This is a genomic window from Pseudomonas sp. IAC-BECa141, from assembly GCF_020544405.1.
Classification (GTDB): domain Bacteria; phylum Pseudomonadota; class Gammaproteobacteria; order Pseudomonadales; family Pseudomonadaceae; genus Aquipseudomonas.
In genome coordinates, this window is sequence record NZ_CP065410.1 from 640,627 (window position 1) to 655,433 (window position 14,807).

The window sequence follows — 14,807 nt, forward strand, 5'->3', positions numbered from 1 at the left end:
GGCGAAGCCCCCTTGAAGGTAAGCTGATCGAGCCTGGCAACGCCATCCTGAAGCAATACATAAACAGGGAGTAGCAGTCGGTAAAGATCTGAGTCATTGATGTCCTTGATGGTTACGGATGTCAGAGTCTCTAGAAGGCCGACAGCCGCGCGGATTCTGAAACTGGCATCTTCGAATAGTTCGCTGGGCGCGGCGTGTGTATCTATTAAATAGGTCGGGCTGTTGGTCGAGTTGGATTTAAGTGGGGAATAACGATTCATCGGGCGCGTCCTGATAATTGTTTTCGGCTTAATGAGCAGAAGAGCTGTTTGTTCTTTAATTCGATTCGGTGAAGTACTTGTGTATTGGTTAGCTGAGCCATCGCGGGTCAAATGGCTCAGCACTCGGCCTGGTTTTTCAAGCTGATCGTGTAGTTGCTTCGTTGGTTACCGATGACGAACTGCGATTTATTGTTTGTACTTCCCTTGGTTGCGGCGGCCAGGCCAATGGGTCGAGATCAAGATCAAGAAACTTGCTGGAGTCGAAAAGGGGCGTCTTGATTCCGATACGACGCTGCTCGTCGTAATCTCGCAAGATCCGCAGGCAAACTTTAAACAGCAGTGCCATGGATACAAGGTTGACCAGCGCCAGCAACGTCATGGTGATGTCGGCGAAAGCAAGCACGGTCGAAAGATCCTCTACCGCCCCCCATAACACCAAAACCAATACCAGCGATCGGTAGAAGAACAGCGTTTTTCGGGGTTCGCCAAACATGAACCGAAGGCTGTTTTCCCCGAGGTAGTAGTTGTAGAGCATCGCCGTGAAGACGAACAGCGCCAGCACCACACTGATGAACATTCGCCCCCATTCACCGACCACGGCCGCCAACGAGTTTTGCGCCAGCGCAACGCCGTCGCCCTCAAATCCCGGCGAGTAGAAACCCGAAAGCAAAATGAGTAATGCCGTGCACGTACAAATCACGAACGTGTCGATGAATACGCTGAATGCCTGCACGACGCCCTGTGCCACCGGATGGTCGGTTTTCGCCACGGCAGCAACATTGGGAGCGCTGCCCAGTCCCGCTTCATTGGAAAACACGCCGCGTCTCACCCCCATGACTATTGCGCCGCCGACGAATCCACCAAAGGCCTGATCCAGGCCGAATGCACTGCGGATGATGGTCATCAGCATTGGCGCAACCTGATCGAACTGCAGCACGATCACATAGCTCGTAACGCCGATGTAAGCGAGAACCTTCAGCGGCACCAACAGGTCGGCTACGGCAGCTATTCGTTTTATCCCGCCCATGAAAACTACCCCGAGCAGTAGCGCCAATATGAGCCCTGACCCTATCGGCGCCAGACCAAAAGCGTCTTTCAGCGAATGTGAGACCGCATGTGATTCGAGACCATTGATTGCAAATCCAAACGTCACCAGCAGCAGAAGTGCTGCAATTGTTCCGAGCCAGCGTTTGCCCAGTCCGTGCTCGATGTACCAGGAGGGCCCGCCTCGAAACACGCCATTCCCATCGCTACGTTTGTAGAGCTGGCCCAGTGTGCATTCGAAGAAGCTGCTCGACATGCCGAGCAACGCTGTCATCCACATCCAGAACACGGCACCGGGGCCTCCCATGCTCACAGCAATCCCTACCCCGACGATGTTGCCCGTGCCCACCCGCCCGGCGAGGCTGAGCGTCAATGCCTGAAGCGAACTCAGTTGGCGACTGCCGCTGCGCCAACTGCCCGGTAAAACGGTAAACATGTGCAGGAAATATCTGAACTGGACAAACCTTGATCGGATGGTGAAATAGCTACCCAGTCCAAGGACTACAGGGATCAAAACCTTTCCCGAAAGAAAGTCGTTGATGATGTCTAGCATTCAAAGCTCCTTGCTATTGAAAGTGCTGGCGTTTTTTATTGGCTGGTCAATTCCTGAAACCTTTCAGGGCTCGTAATATCCGGCCATATTTCGTTGGGCGCAATTTCGCAAGTTGCTTAAAAGTGATGCGGGTTGCTGCTATGTTTGTGTCTTCTAAAATCGTTTCAGGAATATTTATGTGGGAGTTTCTTCCAGCTAACTTAAGGCTTTTGTGCAGTCACTACAGATCTGTCGCGGAAGTCTGTAGGAAGATTCGAATTAATCGTGGGCAATTTAATAAGTATCTATGTGGGAATAGTGTGCCTACAGCTTTCAACTTGAAAAGAATCTGCGACTTTTTCGGAGTCGAGGCGTTTGAAATAGCGCTTCCGACAGAGCAATTCATCACACTGATCGGCATGAGATCGAGGAAGCCCGGTACGGTCGAAGAACAAACTGCTTCGCAGAGAATGCTTGGACACCTGCGTCAACACTCCTCGCCGGAACTCAAGGCGCATACTGGTTACTACTATGAGTACTACCACGCTATGACGGAGCCTGGCTCGATCCTGTGCTCGCTGGTGCACGTCCGTGAAGAGGGATCAGACATCGTCTATGAGCGAAACGAGTGCTTACAGATTGCGGGTGCCGAAGGTGAGTTTGAAAGGTATCGATACATCGGGTTCGCTTACTACCTCAGAGATCGCCTGTTCCTTATCGACTACGAGTCACTGACCTCGAACGAGATCAGCCAGACCATTCTCATACCAAGCTTCAAGAGCTGCATCACTCGGCTTAACGGTCTGAAAATGGGCGTGTCCGCTGCGGATAATCGTGCTCCGGCTTGTTCGCGAGTCGTTTGGGAATATCTGGGCCAGGAAATCAATCGGATCGATGCCTATCGCCGAGTACGTCTTTATGACGTTGATGATCCGGTTATCGATGACGACCTGCGTGCGCGACTCACTCAAACCAAAGTCGTGGATGGGTTGTTTGTTATTGCCTGACCTTTAGCCAATAGGACTGTCGATCTGCTCCAGCATCCACTTCACGAAATCCCGTACCTTGGGCACTTCCGCCGCGTGTTCCGGGTAGGCCAGGTAATACGCATCGCTGCTGGGCATTGCATGCTGCCAGGGAATGATCAGTTTGCCGTCGGCCAATTCCTCTTCCACCAGAAACCTCGGCAGCAGGGCGACGCCGCAGCCGACCTGCGCGGCGCGGATGCACATATAAAAGGTTTCGAAGCGCGGGCCGTGGTAGCTGTGCTCGGTCTGGTAGCCCTGGCTGTCGAACCAGTCGTGCCACGCTTGCGGGCGCGAAGCATTCTGCAGCAGGACCATATCGGTGAGTTGCGTTGGATCAGTCAACGGCGTGTCCGGCAGGCTGCCGGGCGCGCAGACCGGCACCAACTCTTCGCCGAACAACTTCAGGCATTCGGTGCCGGGGCGTGAACCCTGGCCGAAATAGAACGCCAGATCGCTGCGCCCTTGCAGCAAATCATCGGCTTCCTGTTCGTTGCACAGATCCAGATGAATCGACGGATGGCGCAGGCGCCAGCCCTTGAGGCGCGGCACCAGCCAGCGTGCGCCGAAGGTCGAGGGCGTCGAAACGCGCAGGACTTCGGTCTCGCCGCCGTAGGAACGCAGGTAATGGGTCGACATCTCGACCTGGGTCAGTATTTTTCTGACTTCCACCAGGTACAGATCGCCAGCCGGGGTCATCTGCAAACGGCGGCGTACCCGGCGGAACAACAAGTGCTGCAGCAATTCTTCGAGTTGCGCCACCTGCTTGCTGACAGCGCTCTGGGTCAGGTTCAGTTCCTCGGCGGCCCGGGTGAAACTCAGGTGCCGGGTCACGGCCTCGAAGCACTGCAACGCGGTGATCGACGGCAAGTGGCGTTTGTTCAGCATGGGCGATCCTTTTCTTGTCTTTCTGCGCAGCATGAATAAACGGAATGATATCTCGCGTAAAGGTCGTTTGTTGCACAGCCTTCCTGACGCTACAACTAAAGGTCTGCCCGGTCGTGAAAACGCGCCCGCACACATTCAGTTTTTTGCTTGAGGAGTGACCCATGGTTGCCGCATTGCTTGATCGTCTAGGTGTGAACCCGGCCCTGTACCAGAACGGCAAAGTGCCGGTGCATTCGCCCATCGACGGCAGCCGCATCGGCGCCGTGAACTGGGAAGGCCCGGCCGAAGTCGAGCAGCACATCAGTCGCGCAGATCATGCGTTCGAACAATGGCGCAAGGTGCCAGCCCCGCGTCGCGGCGAGCTGGTGCGTCAGTTCGGCGAAGTGCTGCGCGAATACAAGACCGAGCTCGGCGAACTGGTGTCCTGGGAAGCGGGCAAGATCACCCAGGAAGGCCTCGGTGAAGTGCAGGAGATGATCGACATCTGCGACTTCGCCGTCGGTCTGTCCCGCCAGTTGTACGGTTTGACCATCGCCTCCGAGCGCCCGGGCCACCACATGCGTGAAACCTGGCATCCGCTGGGCGTGGTCGGCGTGATCAGTGCATTCAACTTCCCGGTCGCGGTGTGGGCGTGGAACACCACGCTGGCGCTGGTCTGCGGCAACCCGGTGGTGTGGAAACCTTCGGAGAAAACCCCGCTGACCGCGCTGGCCTGTCAGGCGCTGTTCGAACGCGTACTGAAGAATTTCAGCGATGCCCCGGCGCACTTGAGCCAGGTAATCATCGGCGGTCGCGATGCCGGCGAAGCGCTGGTGGATGACCCGCGTGTCGCGCTGATCAGCGCCACCGGCAGCACCCGCATGGGCCGCGAGGTGGCGCCGAAAGTCGCCGCACGCTTTGCCCGCAGCATTCTCGAATTGGGCGGCAACAACGCGATGATTCTCGGCCCGAGCGCCGATCTGGACATGGCCGTGCGCGCCATTCTGTTCAGCGCCGTCGGCACTGCCGGCCAGCGGTGCACCACATTGCGGCGTCTGATCGCCCATGAATCGGTGAAAGAAGAAATCGTCACCCGCCTCAAAGCCGCGTACTCCAAAGTCCGCATCGGCCATCCGCTGGAAGGCAACCTGATCGGCCCGCTGATCGACAAGCACAGCTTCGAAAACATGCAGGATGCGCTGGAGCAGGCGCTGAGCGAGGGCGGTCGGGTGTTCGGCGGCAAGCGCCAACTGGAAGATCAATTCCCGAATGCCTACTACGTGTCGCCGGCCATCGTTGAAATGCCGGAGCAGAGCGATGTGGTGTGCAGCGAGACCTTCGCGCCGATCCTTTACGTGGTCGGCTACAGCGATTTCGAAGAGGCGCTGCGCCTGAACAACGCCGTGCCTCAAGGCCTGTCGTCGTGCATCTTCACTACCGATGTGCGTGAGGCGGAGAAATTCATGTCGGCAGTCGGTAGCGACTGCGGCATCGCCAACGTCAATATCGGCCCGAGCGGTGCCGAGATCGGCGGCGCGTTCGGCGGCGAGAAAGAAACCGGCGGCGGTCGAGAGTCGGGCTCGGATGCGTGGCGCGCGTATATGCGCCGGCAGACCAATACCGTGAACTACTCGCTGGAATTGCCGCTGGCGCAGGGCATTACGTTCGACTGACAGTTTTCTCAAAGCTATTGATCGTTCCCACGCTCTGCGTGGGAATGCTGCACCGAACGCTCCGCGTTCGCTTTCGGGACGCAGAGCGTCCCTGACTGCGTTACCACGCAGAGCGTGGGAACGATCTTTTAGGTGTGTTTGGCAGGTTTCTGTTGGAGTCTGGCAATGCCGTTACGCGAAGAATGTCTGTGGGAAAAACTCACGCCGCAACGTCCGGATAACACGGCGCTCAGGGGCGAGGTCAAGGTTGATGTCTGCGTGATCGGCGCCGGATTTACCGGGCTGTCGGCGGCGCTGCATCTGTTGGAGAAGGGCAAAAGCGTCTGTGTGCTCGAAGCCCATCGCGCCGGGCATGGCGGCTCCGGGCGCAACGTCGGACTGGTGAACGCCGGGATGTGGATCCCGCCGGACGAGATCGAGGCCGGCTTCGGCGAAGCGGTCGGCAGCCAGCTCAACCGCATGCTGGGTGCGGCGCCGGCGCTGGTGTTCAGCCTTGTGGATAAATACAACATCGATTGCCAGTTGCGCCGCGAAGGCACCCTGCACATGGCGCACAACGCCAAGGGTGAGGCGGATCTGCGCAGTCGCGAAGAACAGTGGAAGCGCCGGGGGGCGCCGGTCGAACTGCTGACCGGCAAGGCGTGTGAGCGGGCGACCGGTACGCAAAAGATCGCCGCTGCGCTGCTCGACCGGCGCGCCGGTACGCTCAATCCGATGGCTTATGTCACGGGGCTGGCCAATGCTGTCATCAACCTTGGCGGTCAGATGTTCGATCACTCCCCGGTCGCGCGTCTTGAGCGCCAGGGGCCGAGATGGTCGGTGCAGACCGAACAGGGTTCGGTGCTCGCCGAGCAAGTGGTGATCGCCTCCAATGCCTACACCGAAGGCGACTGGACCGAACTCAAACGCAATTTTTTCCCCGGTTACTACTATCAGGTCGCTTCGGTGCCGCTCACCGAAGATGCCGCTCAGGAAATCCTCCCGGGTGGGCAGGGCTCGTGGGATACCCGTCAGGTGTTGAGCAGCATCCGCCGTGACAAGGACGGGCGTCTGTTGCTGGGCAGTCTCGGCAACGGTAATCAGAAACCGACGTGGTTCCTCAAGGCCTGGGCCGACCGGGTGCAGCAGCATTACTTCCCCAATCTCAAACCCGTGGAGTGGGAATGCACCTGGACCGGGCGCATCGCTTTCACTCCCGATCACCTGATGCGCCTGTTCGAACCGGCGCCCGGACTGGTGGCCGTCACCGGTTACAACGGCCGTGGCGTGACCACCGGCACCGTGGTCGGCAAAGCCTTCGCCGACTACCTGTGTAACGGAAATCCTCAGGCATTGCCGATTCCCTTCGCACCGATGCAACCCCTGGCGGGTGCGGGCTTGCGCAGTTGCCTGTACGAGGCCGGATTCTCGCTGTATCACGCGGGCCAGTGCCTGCGGATCGTCATCTGAGTGTTGAAAATTGTTGCGTGACGCGGCGCTTTTCAATGTAGCGACTAGCCTGTAATGGTGCGGGTTGTAGCAGTCCCGCACCAGCAGTGTGCAGTTCGGTGACGCGGGCTGTTACAGGCTGGTTGCACGTCGTTTGGTGCCGCGGTTGCAATGATGGCGCGTGCGGGTTGCGCCTTGAAAAATAATTGGTTTCACCTTCCGCGGTTTAGACGGTTGCACGCCCAATGAAAATGGGAACGAAACAGTCGAAATAACAAGAAAGCAGCGACTTTTTGAAGAATAAAAAACCGATGGCACGGCCCTTGCTCTGAGCATTCAAGTGAAGTCGCAGTGCCAACTAAAAAAAACCTTGGAGCACCACCTCATGTCCCAGACGTTTTACAAGAAAGGCTTTCTGGCCCTCGCAGTGGCTACTGCGCTGGGTGTTTCTTCGTTTGCACAAGCTGATGTGAAAATCGGCGTGGCGGGTCCGATGACGGGCGCCAACGCGGCATTTGGCGAACAGTACATGAAAGGGGCACAAGCGGCGGCCGACGCGGTCAACGCGGCGGGCGGCGTCAACGGGGAGAAAATCGTTCTGGTCAAGGGCGATGACGCCTGCGAGCCGAAACAGGCGGTGACGGTCGCCAAGGACCTCACCAATCAGAAAGTCGCCGGTGTGGTCGGCCACTTCTGCTCGTCCTCCACCATTCCTGCGTCCGAGATCTACGACGAAGCCGGCATCATCGCGATCACCCCGGGCTCCACCAACCCGCAGGTGACCGAGCGCGGCCTGAGCGCCATGTTCCGCATGTGCGGGCGTGACGACCAGCAAGGCATCGTCGCCGGCGATTACATCGTCGACGTGCTCAAGGGCAAGAAAGTGGCCGTGCTGCACGACAAGGACACCTATGGTCAGGGCCTGGCCGATGCGACCAAGGCTCAGCTGGAAAAACGCGGCGTGAAGCCGGTGCTGTACGAAGGCCTGACCCGTGGTGAAAAAGACTTCAGCGCCGTGGTCACCAAGATCCGCGCGGCCGGTGCCGACGTTGTCTACTTCGGTGGCCTGCATCCGGAAGCCGGTCCACTGGTCAAGCAACTGCGTACCGAAGGCCTGAAAGACGTGAAGTTCATGTCTGACGACGGCATCGTGACCGACGAACTGGTGACCACCGCCGGCGGCCCGCAATACGTCGACGGCGTGCTGATGACCTTCGGCGCCGACCCGCGTCTGCTGCCGGACAGCAAAACCGTGGTAGACGCATTCCGCAAGGCCGGCACCGAGCCTGAAGGCTACACCCTGTACGCCTACGCCTCGATCCAGGCACTGGCCGCCGGTTTCAATGGCGCCAAGTCCAACAATGGCGAAGACGCTGCCAAATGGCTGAAAGCCAACCCGGTCAAGACCGTGATGGGCGAGAAGACCTGGGACGCCAAGGGCGACCTGAAAGTCTCCGACTACGTGGTTTACCAGTGGGACAAGGACGGCAAATATCACCAGCTGGAAAAGCAGAAGTAAGGGCTGACGCGATCAGTTGATCCCACTCATCCCATGTGGGAGCGAGTTTGCTCCGGGCGGCGTTCCGACGAAGACGGAATCACAGGCAACATCCCTGTTGAATGTTTAACCGCTTTCGCGAGCAAGCTCGCTCCCACAGGATCCTGTGGTGGTCGGGCTGACTGCGCTCTGACAATGCTCCGACGTAAATCTGTATTTTTCCTAGAAGAACCGCGCGCCCCCGGGTGCGCAGGTTCTCACTGCGTGAGATTGCGTTATGGATGGTATTTTCCTGCAGCAACTGGTCAACGGCCTGACCCTCGGGTCGGTCTATGGCCTGATCGCCATCGGCTACACAATGGTCTACGGCATCATCGGCATGATTAACTTCGCCCACGGCGAGGTTTACATGATTTCCGCTTACCTCGCGGCAATCAGTCTGGCTCTGCTGGCTTACTTCGGTATCGAATCCTTCCCGCTGCTGATGCTCGGCACACTGGTTTTCACCATCGTCGTCACGGGGGTGTATGGCTGGGTCATCGAACGCATCGCCTACAAACCACTGCGCAACTCGACCCGACTGGCTCCGCTGATCAGTGCCATCGGTATCTCCCTGATCCTGCAAAACTATGCCCAGATCAGCCAGGGCGCCCGCCAGCAGGGTGTTCCGACGCTGCTTTCCGGCGCCTGGCGCATCGATGTCGGCTCGGGCTTCGTCCAGCTGACCTACACCAAAGTCTTCATTCTCGTCGCGGCGTTCGTCGGGATGGGCCTGCTGACCTACGTGATCAAGTACACCAAGCTCGGCCGCATGTGCCGCGCTACCCAGCAAGACCGCAAAATGGCCTCGATCCTGGGGATCAACACCGACCGGGTGATTTCCTATGTGTTCATCATCGGTGCAGCGATGGCGGCCCTGGCCGGCGTGCTGATCACCATGAACTACGGCACGTTCGACTTCTACGCAGGCTTCGTCATCGGCATCAAGGCGTTTACCGCCGCGGTGCTCGGCGGGATCGGCTCGCTGCCTGGCGCCATGCTCGGCGGGATCATCCTCGGGATCTCCGAGTCGCTGTTCTCGGGCCTGGTCAACTCCGACTACAAAGACGTGTTCAGCTTCTCGCTGCTCGTACTTGTTCTGGTCTTCCGGCCTCAGGGCCTGCTGGGCCGTCCTCTTGTGTCGAAGGTGTAAGCGATGTCTTCAACCACTGCAAAATCCATTGATGTGAAAAAGAGCCTGGTTGAGGCGATTCTCGCCGGTCTGATCGCCCTGATCGTGTTCGGGCCGATTGTCGGCGTGGTACTCGACGGCTACAGCTTCAACCTCGAACCGACCCGCGTGGCGTGGATCATTGCCATCGTCATGGCCGGCCGGTTTGCCCTGAGCCTGTTCCTGCAAACCCCCAGGGGCCTGAAAATCCTCGAAGGATTCGAGAGCTCCGGTTCAGGCGTGCATGTGCTGCCCGCCGATCACAAATCCAGGCTGCGCTGGATCATCCCGCTGCTGATCGTGATCGCCGTGATCGTGCCTTTCGTTTCCAACTCGTACCTGCTGGGCGTGGTCATCCTCGGACTGATCTACGTGCTGCTGGGGCTGGGGCTGAACATCGTGGTCGGTCTCGCCGGGCTGCTCGACCTGGGTTACGTGGCGTTCTACGCCATCGGCGCCTACGGTCTGGCGCTCGGTTACCAGTACCTCGGGCTGGGCTTCTGGACGGTGCTGCCGCTGGCGGCGATCACTGCCGGACTCGCCGGTTGCATCCTCGGTTTCCCGGTGCTGCGCCTGCATGGCGACTACCTGGCGATCGTGACCCTGGGCTTCGGTGAAATCATTCGTCTGGTACTCAACAACTGGCTATCGCTGACTGGCGGCCCTAACGGCATGCCGGCGCCACTGCCGACCTTCTTCGGTCTGGAATTCGGCAAGCGGGCGAAAGATGGCGGGGTGCCGTTCCACGAGTTTTTCGGCATCGCCTACAACCCGGACGTGAAGTATTACTTCATCTATGCGGTGCTGTTCCTGGTGGTGCTGGCCGTGCTTTACATCAAGCATCGTCTGGTGAAAATGCCGGTCGGCCGCGCCTGGGAAGCTCTGCGCGAAGACGAAATCGCCTGCCGCTCGATGGGTTTGAACCACGTGCTGGTCAAGCTCTCGGCGTTCGCCATCGGTGCATCCACGGCGGGTCTGGCGGGGGTGTTCTTCGCCACCTACCAAGGCTTCGTCAACCCGACCTCGTTCACCTTCTTCGAGTCGGCGCTGATCCTCGCCATCGTCGTGCTCGGCGGCATGGGCTCGACCATCGGTGTGGTGATCGCAGCGTTCGTGCTGACCGTCGCCCCGGAACTGCTGCGCGGCTTCGCCGAATACCGCGTGCTGCTGTTCGGGATCCTGATGGTGTTGATGATGATCTGGCGACCGCGCGGGCTGATCCGCATCAGCCGTACCGGGGTCACTCCACGCAAAGGTGCCATTCACTATGAGAGGACTGCGCCATGAGTGAAGTCGTACTCTCTGTTGAAAAACTGATGATGCATTTCGGTGGCATCAAGGCCTTGAGCGATGTCAGCCTGAAGGTCAAACGCAACTCGATCTTTGCCCTGATCGGCCCCAACGGCGCCGGCAAGACCACGGTATTCAACTGCCTGACCGGCTTCTACAAGGCCTCCGGCGGCAAGATCGAACTCAACGTGCGCGGCCGGCAGACCAACGTAATCCAGCTGCTGGGCGAATCGTTCAAGCCGACCGACTTCGTCTCACCGAAAAACTTCGCCAGTCGCCTGTACTACAAGATGTTCGGTGGCACCCATCTGGTGAACCGCGCGGGCCTGGCCCGGACGTTCCAGAACATTCGCCTGTTCAAGGAAATGTCGGTGCTGGAAAACCTGCTGGTGGCGCAGCACATGTGGGTCAACCGCAACATGCTGGCCGGCATCTTCAACACCAAGGGCTATCGCAAGGCTGAAAGCGACGCGCTGGACTGCGCGTTCTACTGGCTGGAAGTGGTGGATCTGGTGGACTGCGCCAACCGTCTGGCCGGTGAACTGTCCTACGGCCAGCAACGCCGTCTGGAAATCGCCCGGGCCATGTGCACGCGGCCGCAGATCATCTGCCTCGACGAACCGGCCGCCGGCCTCAACCCTCAGGAAACCGAAGCGCTGAGCGCGATGATCCGGCTGCTGCGCGACGAGCACGATCTGACCGTGGTGCTGATCGAACACGACATGGGCATGGTAATGAGCATTTCCGATCACATCGTGGTGCTGGACCACGGCATCGTCATCGCCGAGGGCGGTCCGGATGCCATTCGTAACGATCCGAAGGTGATCGCGGCCTACCTGGGCGCCGACGAAGAGGAAGTCGTATGACGCAACCCATCCTCGAACTCAAGGATCTGGACGTGTTCTACGGCCCGATCCAGGCCCTCAAAGGCGTTTCGCTGCAGATCAACGAAGGCGAAACCGTCAGCCTGATCGGCTCCAACGGTGCGGGCAAGTCGACGCTGTTGATGTCGATCTTCGGCCAGCCTCGCGCGGCGGGCGGTCAGATCCTCTATCAGGGCGTGGACATTACCCACAAGTCATCGCACTACATCGCCTCCAACGGCATCGCGCAGTCGCCGGAAGGGCGGCGGGTGTTCCCCGACATGACCGTCGAGGAAAACCTGCTGATGGGCACCATCCCGATCGGCGACAAGTACGCCAAGGAAGACATGCAGCGCATGTTCGAGCTGTTTCCGCGGCTCGAAGAACGCCGCAATCAACGCGCGATGACCATGTCCGGCGGCGAGCAGCAGATGCTTGCCATCGCCCGGGCGCTGATGAGCCGGCCCAAGCTGTTGCTGCTGGATGAGCCGAGCCTGGGCCTGGCGCCGATCGTGGTGAAACAGATCTTCGCCACCCTGCGGGAACTGGCGAAAACCGGCATGACCATCTTCCTCGTCGAGCAGAACGCCAACCATGCGTTGAAACTGTCCGACCGGGCCTACGTGATGGTCAACGGCGAGATCCGCCTGACGGGCACCGGCAAGGAGCTGCTGGTGAACGAGGAGGTGCGTAACGCTTACCTCGGCGGTCACTGAGTTGGTTATTAGTCGCTGTAGGTCACTACAGCGACTAATTTTGTTTTCACCAAATTTCTCTACTGTATATTCGAGAACTCATGACTAGTGCGAGTAATTGTGAATTTTTCTGGCTGGCTAGGTGTAAGTAGTGAAGAGTTAAAGATCACGTAATTAACACCAGAGTCAAAAGAACTCTTGAATGCCAATCCGTCAAATTTCGCTTGTGATTTAATAAATTCGCATAAAAATTGAGTCGGGATATATTCTAAATTGCTGTTTTCTGGGCGTATTGGCTTAGAAAGGTCCAGCGATAGCGATTCTAAAAGGTTCAGAAAATTTAGAACTGCCGGGAGTTGGTGTTCTTCGAACGAAGCAGCCGAGCACATCCGTCGCGGCGATGTAAGGTCTAGTATTAATAAGTCTTTCTGGGGGTGGAAGGTTGCTACGTAGACTTGGCTTGAGTTGCTGGGTCTTACTTCGTTGATGCATGTGTCTATGTTTTCTGCTAGATATAAATACGGGATCCCTCGAGGGTTCGCTCTACCGCCGGTCACCTTTTCCTCTGGTGGACAACTCATGTCGGTATCAGAAAGTGCTGTATCTGATATTCGAGCTCTGTAAAATGTCTCTGCCCTGTATATTGGTGTTGTAAGTTGTTCTAATAGCTGAAAGAAAACATCGCTATCAGATACTTCTGAGGGAGGCTGAAATACAGATGAGTAGATCGTGTTTTTTGGAAAGAAGCGATTTCGATGTTTCAGCTCTACTTTAAATTCCTCCCATTGTCGAGTGTGATCCCCTAAGTCAAATTCAAACTCAAAACGCTTTTCGCCAATGCCGGGCTCAGCGAATATTTCATCCAATAACGCTTCAGGATCTCTGACGTTTGGGGAGGTTATGCAGTATATAGATGAAATTATTTCTGAAAATTTTATTCCGGTGGGGCTCTCTGTTAAGCCATAGGTGAACAGCTCCATCTTATTCTTAAGTTCAGACGGTAAAGCACATGCGACTCTATTCGAGCCGCAGTGCCCGCAGCGAGCAATAGTCGAATTTGAGTTTATCTTTTCAATTATCGCTGTGTCGTAAAAGCAGGCGGTGCAGCAAAATGCCATAACATCACTCCTTGATGTAGTCGCAAATCGTTTCTATGTGATGTTTTAAAGAAAGTTTTTTGACTTGGCCTAAACCGGGGAATGGTTTTTCGTGCAGCTCAAAAAAACCTTGTAGTCCAGTTGAGTGGTAGTAGATGCCCATATTTGATCTTGCGGATTGAACTAGTTTGTCGAGCGCATCTTTAAACTTACCGCCAGGGTTCGTTGGGGACTCGTCGTTGTAGGATGAAAAGTGATTGACGTACATCGCGTCGAATTCTTCTGTGTCTATATAGCTTAGATGTATTGTCACTACATAGGCAGGCCCCCCCGACTCACTGTACTCCTCACTCGAAATCGTGAAGTCTCCGAAACCGACCACATTGCCTGTTTTCTTATATTCCGTGTGCAGGTTTGAGAAGAAAGACCTGTCACCATAATCAGCATTTCTGGTTTGTTTATTAAACGAATTTCGATATAGAACAACGTTTTTCATCAAAGCAATAGCGCCAGGAACTACTTTATCCTGGTTTGCGAAAATTATCTTTGCATTTTTTGTACGTTCTATTAACTGGCGATCCATTCCGTTTTCTATGAAAACGGCATAGTCAGTATCCATGTAGCTGATTTGATCCAAAATTGGATCGCTTCCGCTAATGATTTTAAAGCAGGGCATATACTCATTGTTCTCCGGACCATCAAGCTCTTGCTGGATTAGAACTTTGGTCTTGGAGAAGTCCCCCAGGGAAGGGTTGACTATTACTATCGGTACTATCCCTTTCTCATTTAACACGCCAATTGTAGTGGTTAGGGGTTTGAGATTAGCTCGTACGGGTTCAATGAGTGGGGTTATGAGCTCCGGAGAAAGCACGGCTGAGAGTTCTCGGAGAGCAATTAGTTCAAATTGCTTGCTTCTAAGTATTGGGTAGTACATAAAGCATCCTTACTTATGTTTTGTTTGAGGTTTTCTAATAAAGCTATTTTTTGGTTTTTGAGAATTTGTAACTTATGCCGGCTGTCAAAAGAGCGCGTGGAAGATTGTTTATGAAGTTGTTTTCAATGGAGCGGCTTTTTTTAATTACTTTGCAGAAAAAATTTCGAACACGAACAGGTGGTGCCTGCCTCAGTAGCTTTTCGCAAGTATCAAATATTTCCGTATTCGAGCAGTTTGGGATAGAACCATAGATTAGCTTTACAATTTCCGTGTACTCACCAACCCTTAGTGAACGGATCAGTGTGGGTACATCAATTTCGTTTTCATTTGACTTAGCTTCTCTGATTTGGCTAAGAGAGTTTCTTTTTGTCAATAGGATTATTCCTATTTC

General features: G+C 56.2%; 12 protein-coding genes. 8 read left to right on the forward strand and 4 right to left on the reverse strand.

Annotation, left to right across the window (positions count from 1 at the left end):
* Positions 1–396 precede the first annotated feature (396 nt).
* Positions 397–1,857, reverse strand: a complete 1,461-nt coding sequence (locus I5961_RS02825; protein WP_227234277.1) for an alanine/glycine:cation symporter family protein — start codon at positions 1,855–1,857, stop codon at positions 397–399.
* A gap of 176 nt (positions 1,858–2,033) precedes the next feature.
* Between I5961_RS02825 and I5961_RS02830 the strand changes: the two genes are divergently transcribed.
* Entirely contained in the window at positions 2,034–2,843 is an 810-nt protein-coding gene (locus I5961_RS02830; RefSeq protein ID WP_085701293.1) for a helix-turn-helix domain-containing protein, read from the forward strand.
* A gap of 3 nt (positions 2,844–2,846) precedes the next feature.
* Here the strand turns inward: I5961_RS02830 and I5961_RS02835 are convergent, their stop codons facing one another.
* The gene (locus I5961_RS02835) at positions 2,847–3,749 is read right to left on the reverse strand and encodes a LysR family transcriptional regulator (protein ID WP_085703413.1); all 903 of its coding nucleotides are present in this window, start codon (positions 3,747–3,749) and stop codon (positions 2,847–2,849) included.
* Between the two features lie 161 nt (positions 3,750–3,910).
* Between I5961_RS02835 and I5961_RS02840 the strand changes: the two genes are divergently transcribed.
* The 7 genes from I5961_RS02840 (at position 3,911) to I5961_RS02870 (ending at position 12,406) form a co-directional block, all read left to right on the forward strand.
* Positions 3,911–5,401, forward strand: coding sequence for an aldehyde dehydrogenase family protein (locus I5961_RS02840; RefSeq protein WP_011332204.1), 1,491 nt, complete (start codon positions 3,911–3,913; stop codon positions 5,399–5,401).
* 165 nt (positions 5,402–5,566) lie between these two features.
* Complete coding sequence (locus I5961_RS02845; RefSeq protein ID WP_227234278.1) at positions 5,567–6,850, forward strand: NAD(P)/FAD-dependent oxidoreductase; 1,284 nt, start codon at positions 5,567–5,569, stop codon at positions 6,848–6,850.
* Between the two features lie 364 nt (positions 6,851–7,214).
* Positions 7,215–8,348: an ABC transporter substrate-binding protein gene (locus I5961_RS02850; protein WP_085701290.1), complete on the forward strand. Its 1,134-nt coding sequence runs from the start codon at positions 7,215–7,217 to the stop codon at positions 8,346–8,348.
* Positions 8,349–8,604: 256 nt separating this feature from the next.
* Complete coding sequence (locus I5961_RS02855) at positions 8,605–9,519, forward strand: ABC transporter permease subunit (protein WP_085701289.1); 915 nt, start codon at positions 8,605–8,607, stop codon at positions 9,517–9,519.
* A 3-nt stretch (positions 9,520–9,522) separates the two neighbouring features.
* The gene (gene livM, locus I5961_RS02860; RefSeq protein ID WP_085701288.1) at positions 9,523–10,824 is read left to right on the forward strand and encodes a high-affinity branched-chain amino acid ABC transporter permease LivM; all 1,302 of its coding nucleotides are present in this window, start codon (positions 9,523–9,525) and stop codon (positions 10,822–10,824) included.
* Positions 10,821–11,693: an ATP-binding cassette domain-containing protein gene (locus I5961_RS02865; protein ID WP_085701287.1), complete on the forward strand. Its 873-nt coding sequence runs from the start codon at positions 10,821–10,823 to the stop codon at positions 11,691–11,693. The genes livM and I5961_RS02865 overlap by 4 nt, the downstream gene beginning before the upstream one ends.
* Entirely contained in the window at positions 11,690–12,406 is a 717-nt protein-coding gene (locus I5961_RS02870; protein WP_064388664.1) for an ABC transporter ATP-binding protein, read from the forward strand. The genes I5961_RS02865 and I5961_RS02870 overlap by 4 nt, the downstream gene beginning before the upstream one ends.
* A gap of 59 nt (positions 12,407–12,465) precedes the next feature.
* Here the strand turns inward: I5961_RS02870 and I5961_RS02875 are convergent, their stop codons facing one another.
* Together I5961_RS02875 and I5961_RS02880 are read right to left on the reverse strand one after the other, a co-directional pair.
* Positions 12,466–13,503, reverse strand: coding sequence for an RES family NAD+ phosphorylase (locus I5961_RS02875; RefSeq protein ID WP_085703416.1), 1,038 nt, complete (start codon positions 13,501–13,503; stop codon positions 12,466–12,468).
* A 4-nt stretch (positions 13,504–13,507) separates the two neighbouring features.
* Positions 13,508–14,416, reverse strand: coding sequence for a sce7725 family protein (locus I5961_RS02880; RefSeq protein WP_227234279.1), 909 nt, complete (start codon positions 14,414–14,416; stop codon positions 13,508–13,510).
* Positions 14,417–14,807 lie beyond the last annotated feature (391 nt).

Excerpts from the sequence above, each read along its gene's own strand:
- I5961_RS02835 (WP_085703413.1), bottom strand. The coding sequence starts at position 3,749 with ATGCTGAACAAACGCCACTTGCCGTCGATCACCGCGTTGCAGTGCTTC.
- I5961_RS02845 (WP_227234278.1), top strand. The coding sequence starts at position 5,567 with ATGCCGTTACGCGAAGAATGTCTGTGGGAAAAACTCACGCCGCAACGT.
- I5961_RS02875 (WP_085703416.1), bottom strand. The coding sequence starts at position 13,503 with ATGGCATTTTGCTGCACCGCCTGCTTTTACGACACAGCGATAATTGAA.
- livM (WP_085701288.1), top strand. The coding sequence starts at position 9,523 with ATGTCTTCAACCACTGCAAAATCCATTGATGTGAAAAAGAGCCTGGTT.
- I5961_RS02840 (WP_011332204.1), top strand. The coding sequence starts at position 3,911 with ATGGTTGCCGCATTGCTTGATCGTCTAGGTGTGAACCCGGCCCTGTAC.
- I5961_RS02830 (WP_085701293.1), top strand. The coding sequence starts at position 2,034 with ATGTGGGAGTTTCTTCCAGCTAACTTAAGGCTTTTGTGCAGTCACTAC.
- I5961_RS02865 (WP_085701287.1), top strand. The coding sequence starts at position 10,821 with ATGAGTGAAGTCGTACTCTCTGTTGAAAAACTGATGATGCATTTCGGT.
- I5961_RS02870 (WP_064388664.1), top strand. The coding sequence starts at position 11,690 with ATGACGCAACCCATCCTCGAACTCAAGGATCTGGACGTGTTCTACGGC.
- I5961_RS02855 (WP_085701289.1), top strand. The coding sequence starts at position 8,605 with ATGGATGGTATTTTCCTGCAGCAACTGGTCAACGGCCTGACCCTCGGG.
- I5961_RS02825 (WP_227234277.1), bottom strand. The coding sequence starts at position 1,857 with ATGCTAGACATCATCAACGACTTTCTTTCGGGAAAGGTTTTGATCCCT.
- I5961_RS02850 (WP_085701290.1), top strand. The coding sequence starts at position 7,215 with ATGTCCCAGACGTTTTACAAGAAAGGCTTTCTGGCCCTCGCAGTGGCT.
- I5961_RS02880 (WP_227234279.1), bottom strand. The coding sequence starts at position 14,416 with ATGTACTACCCAATACTTAGAAGCAAGCAATTTGAACTAATTGCTCTC.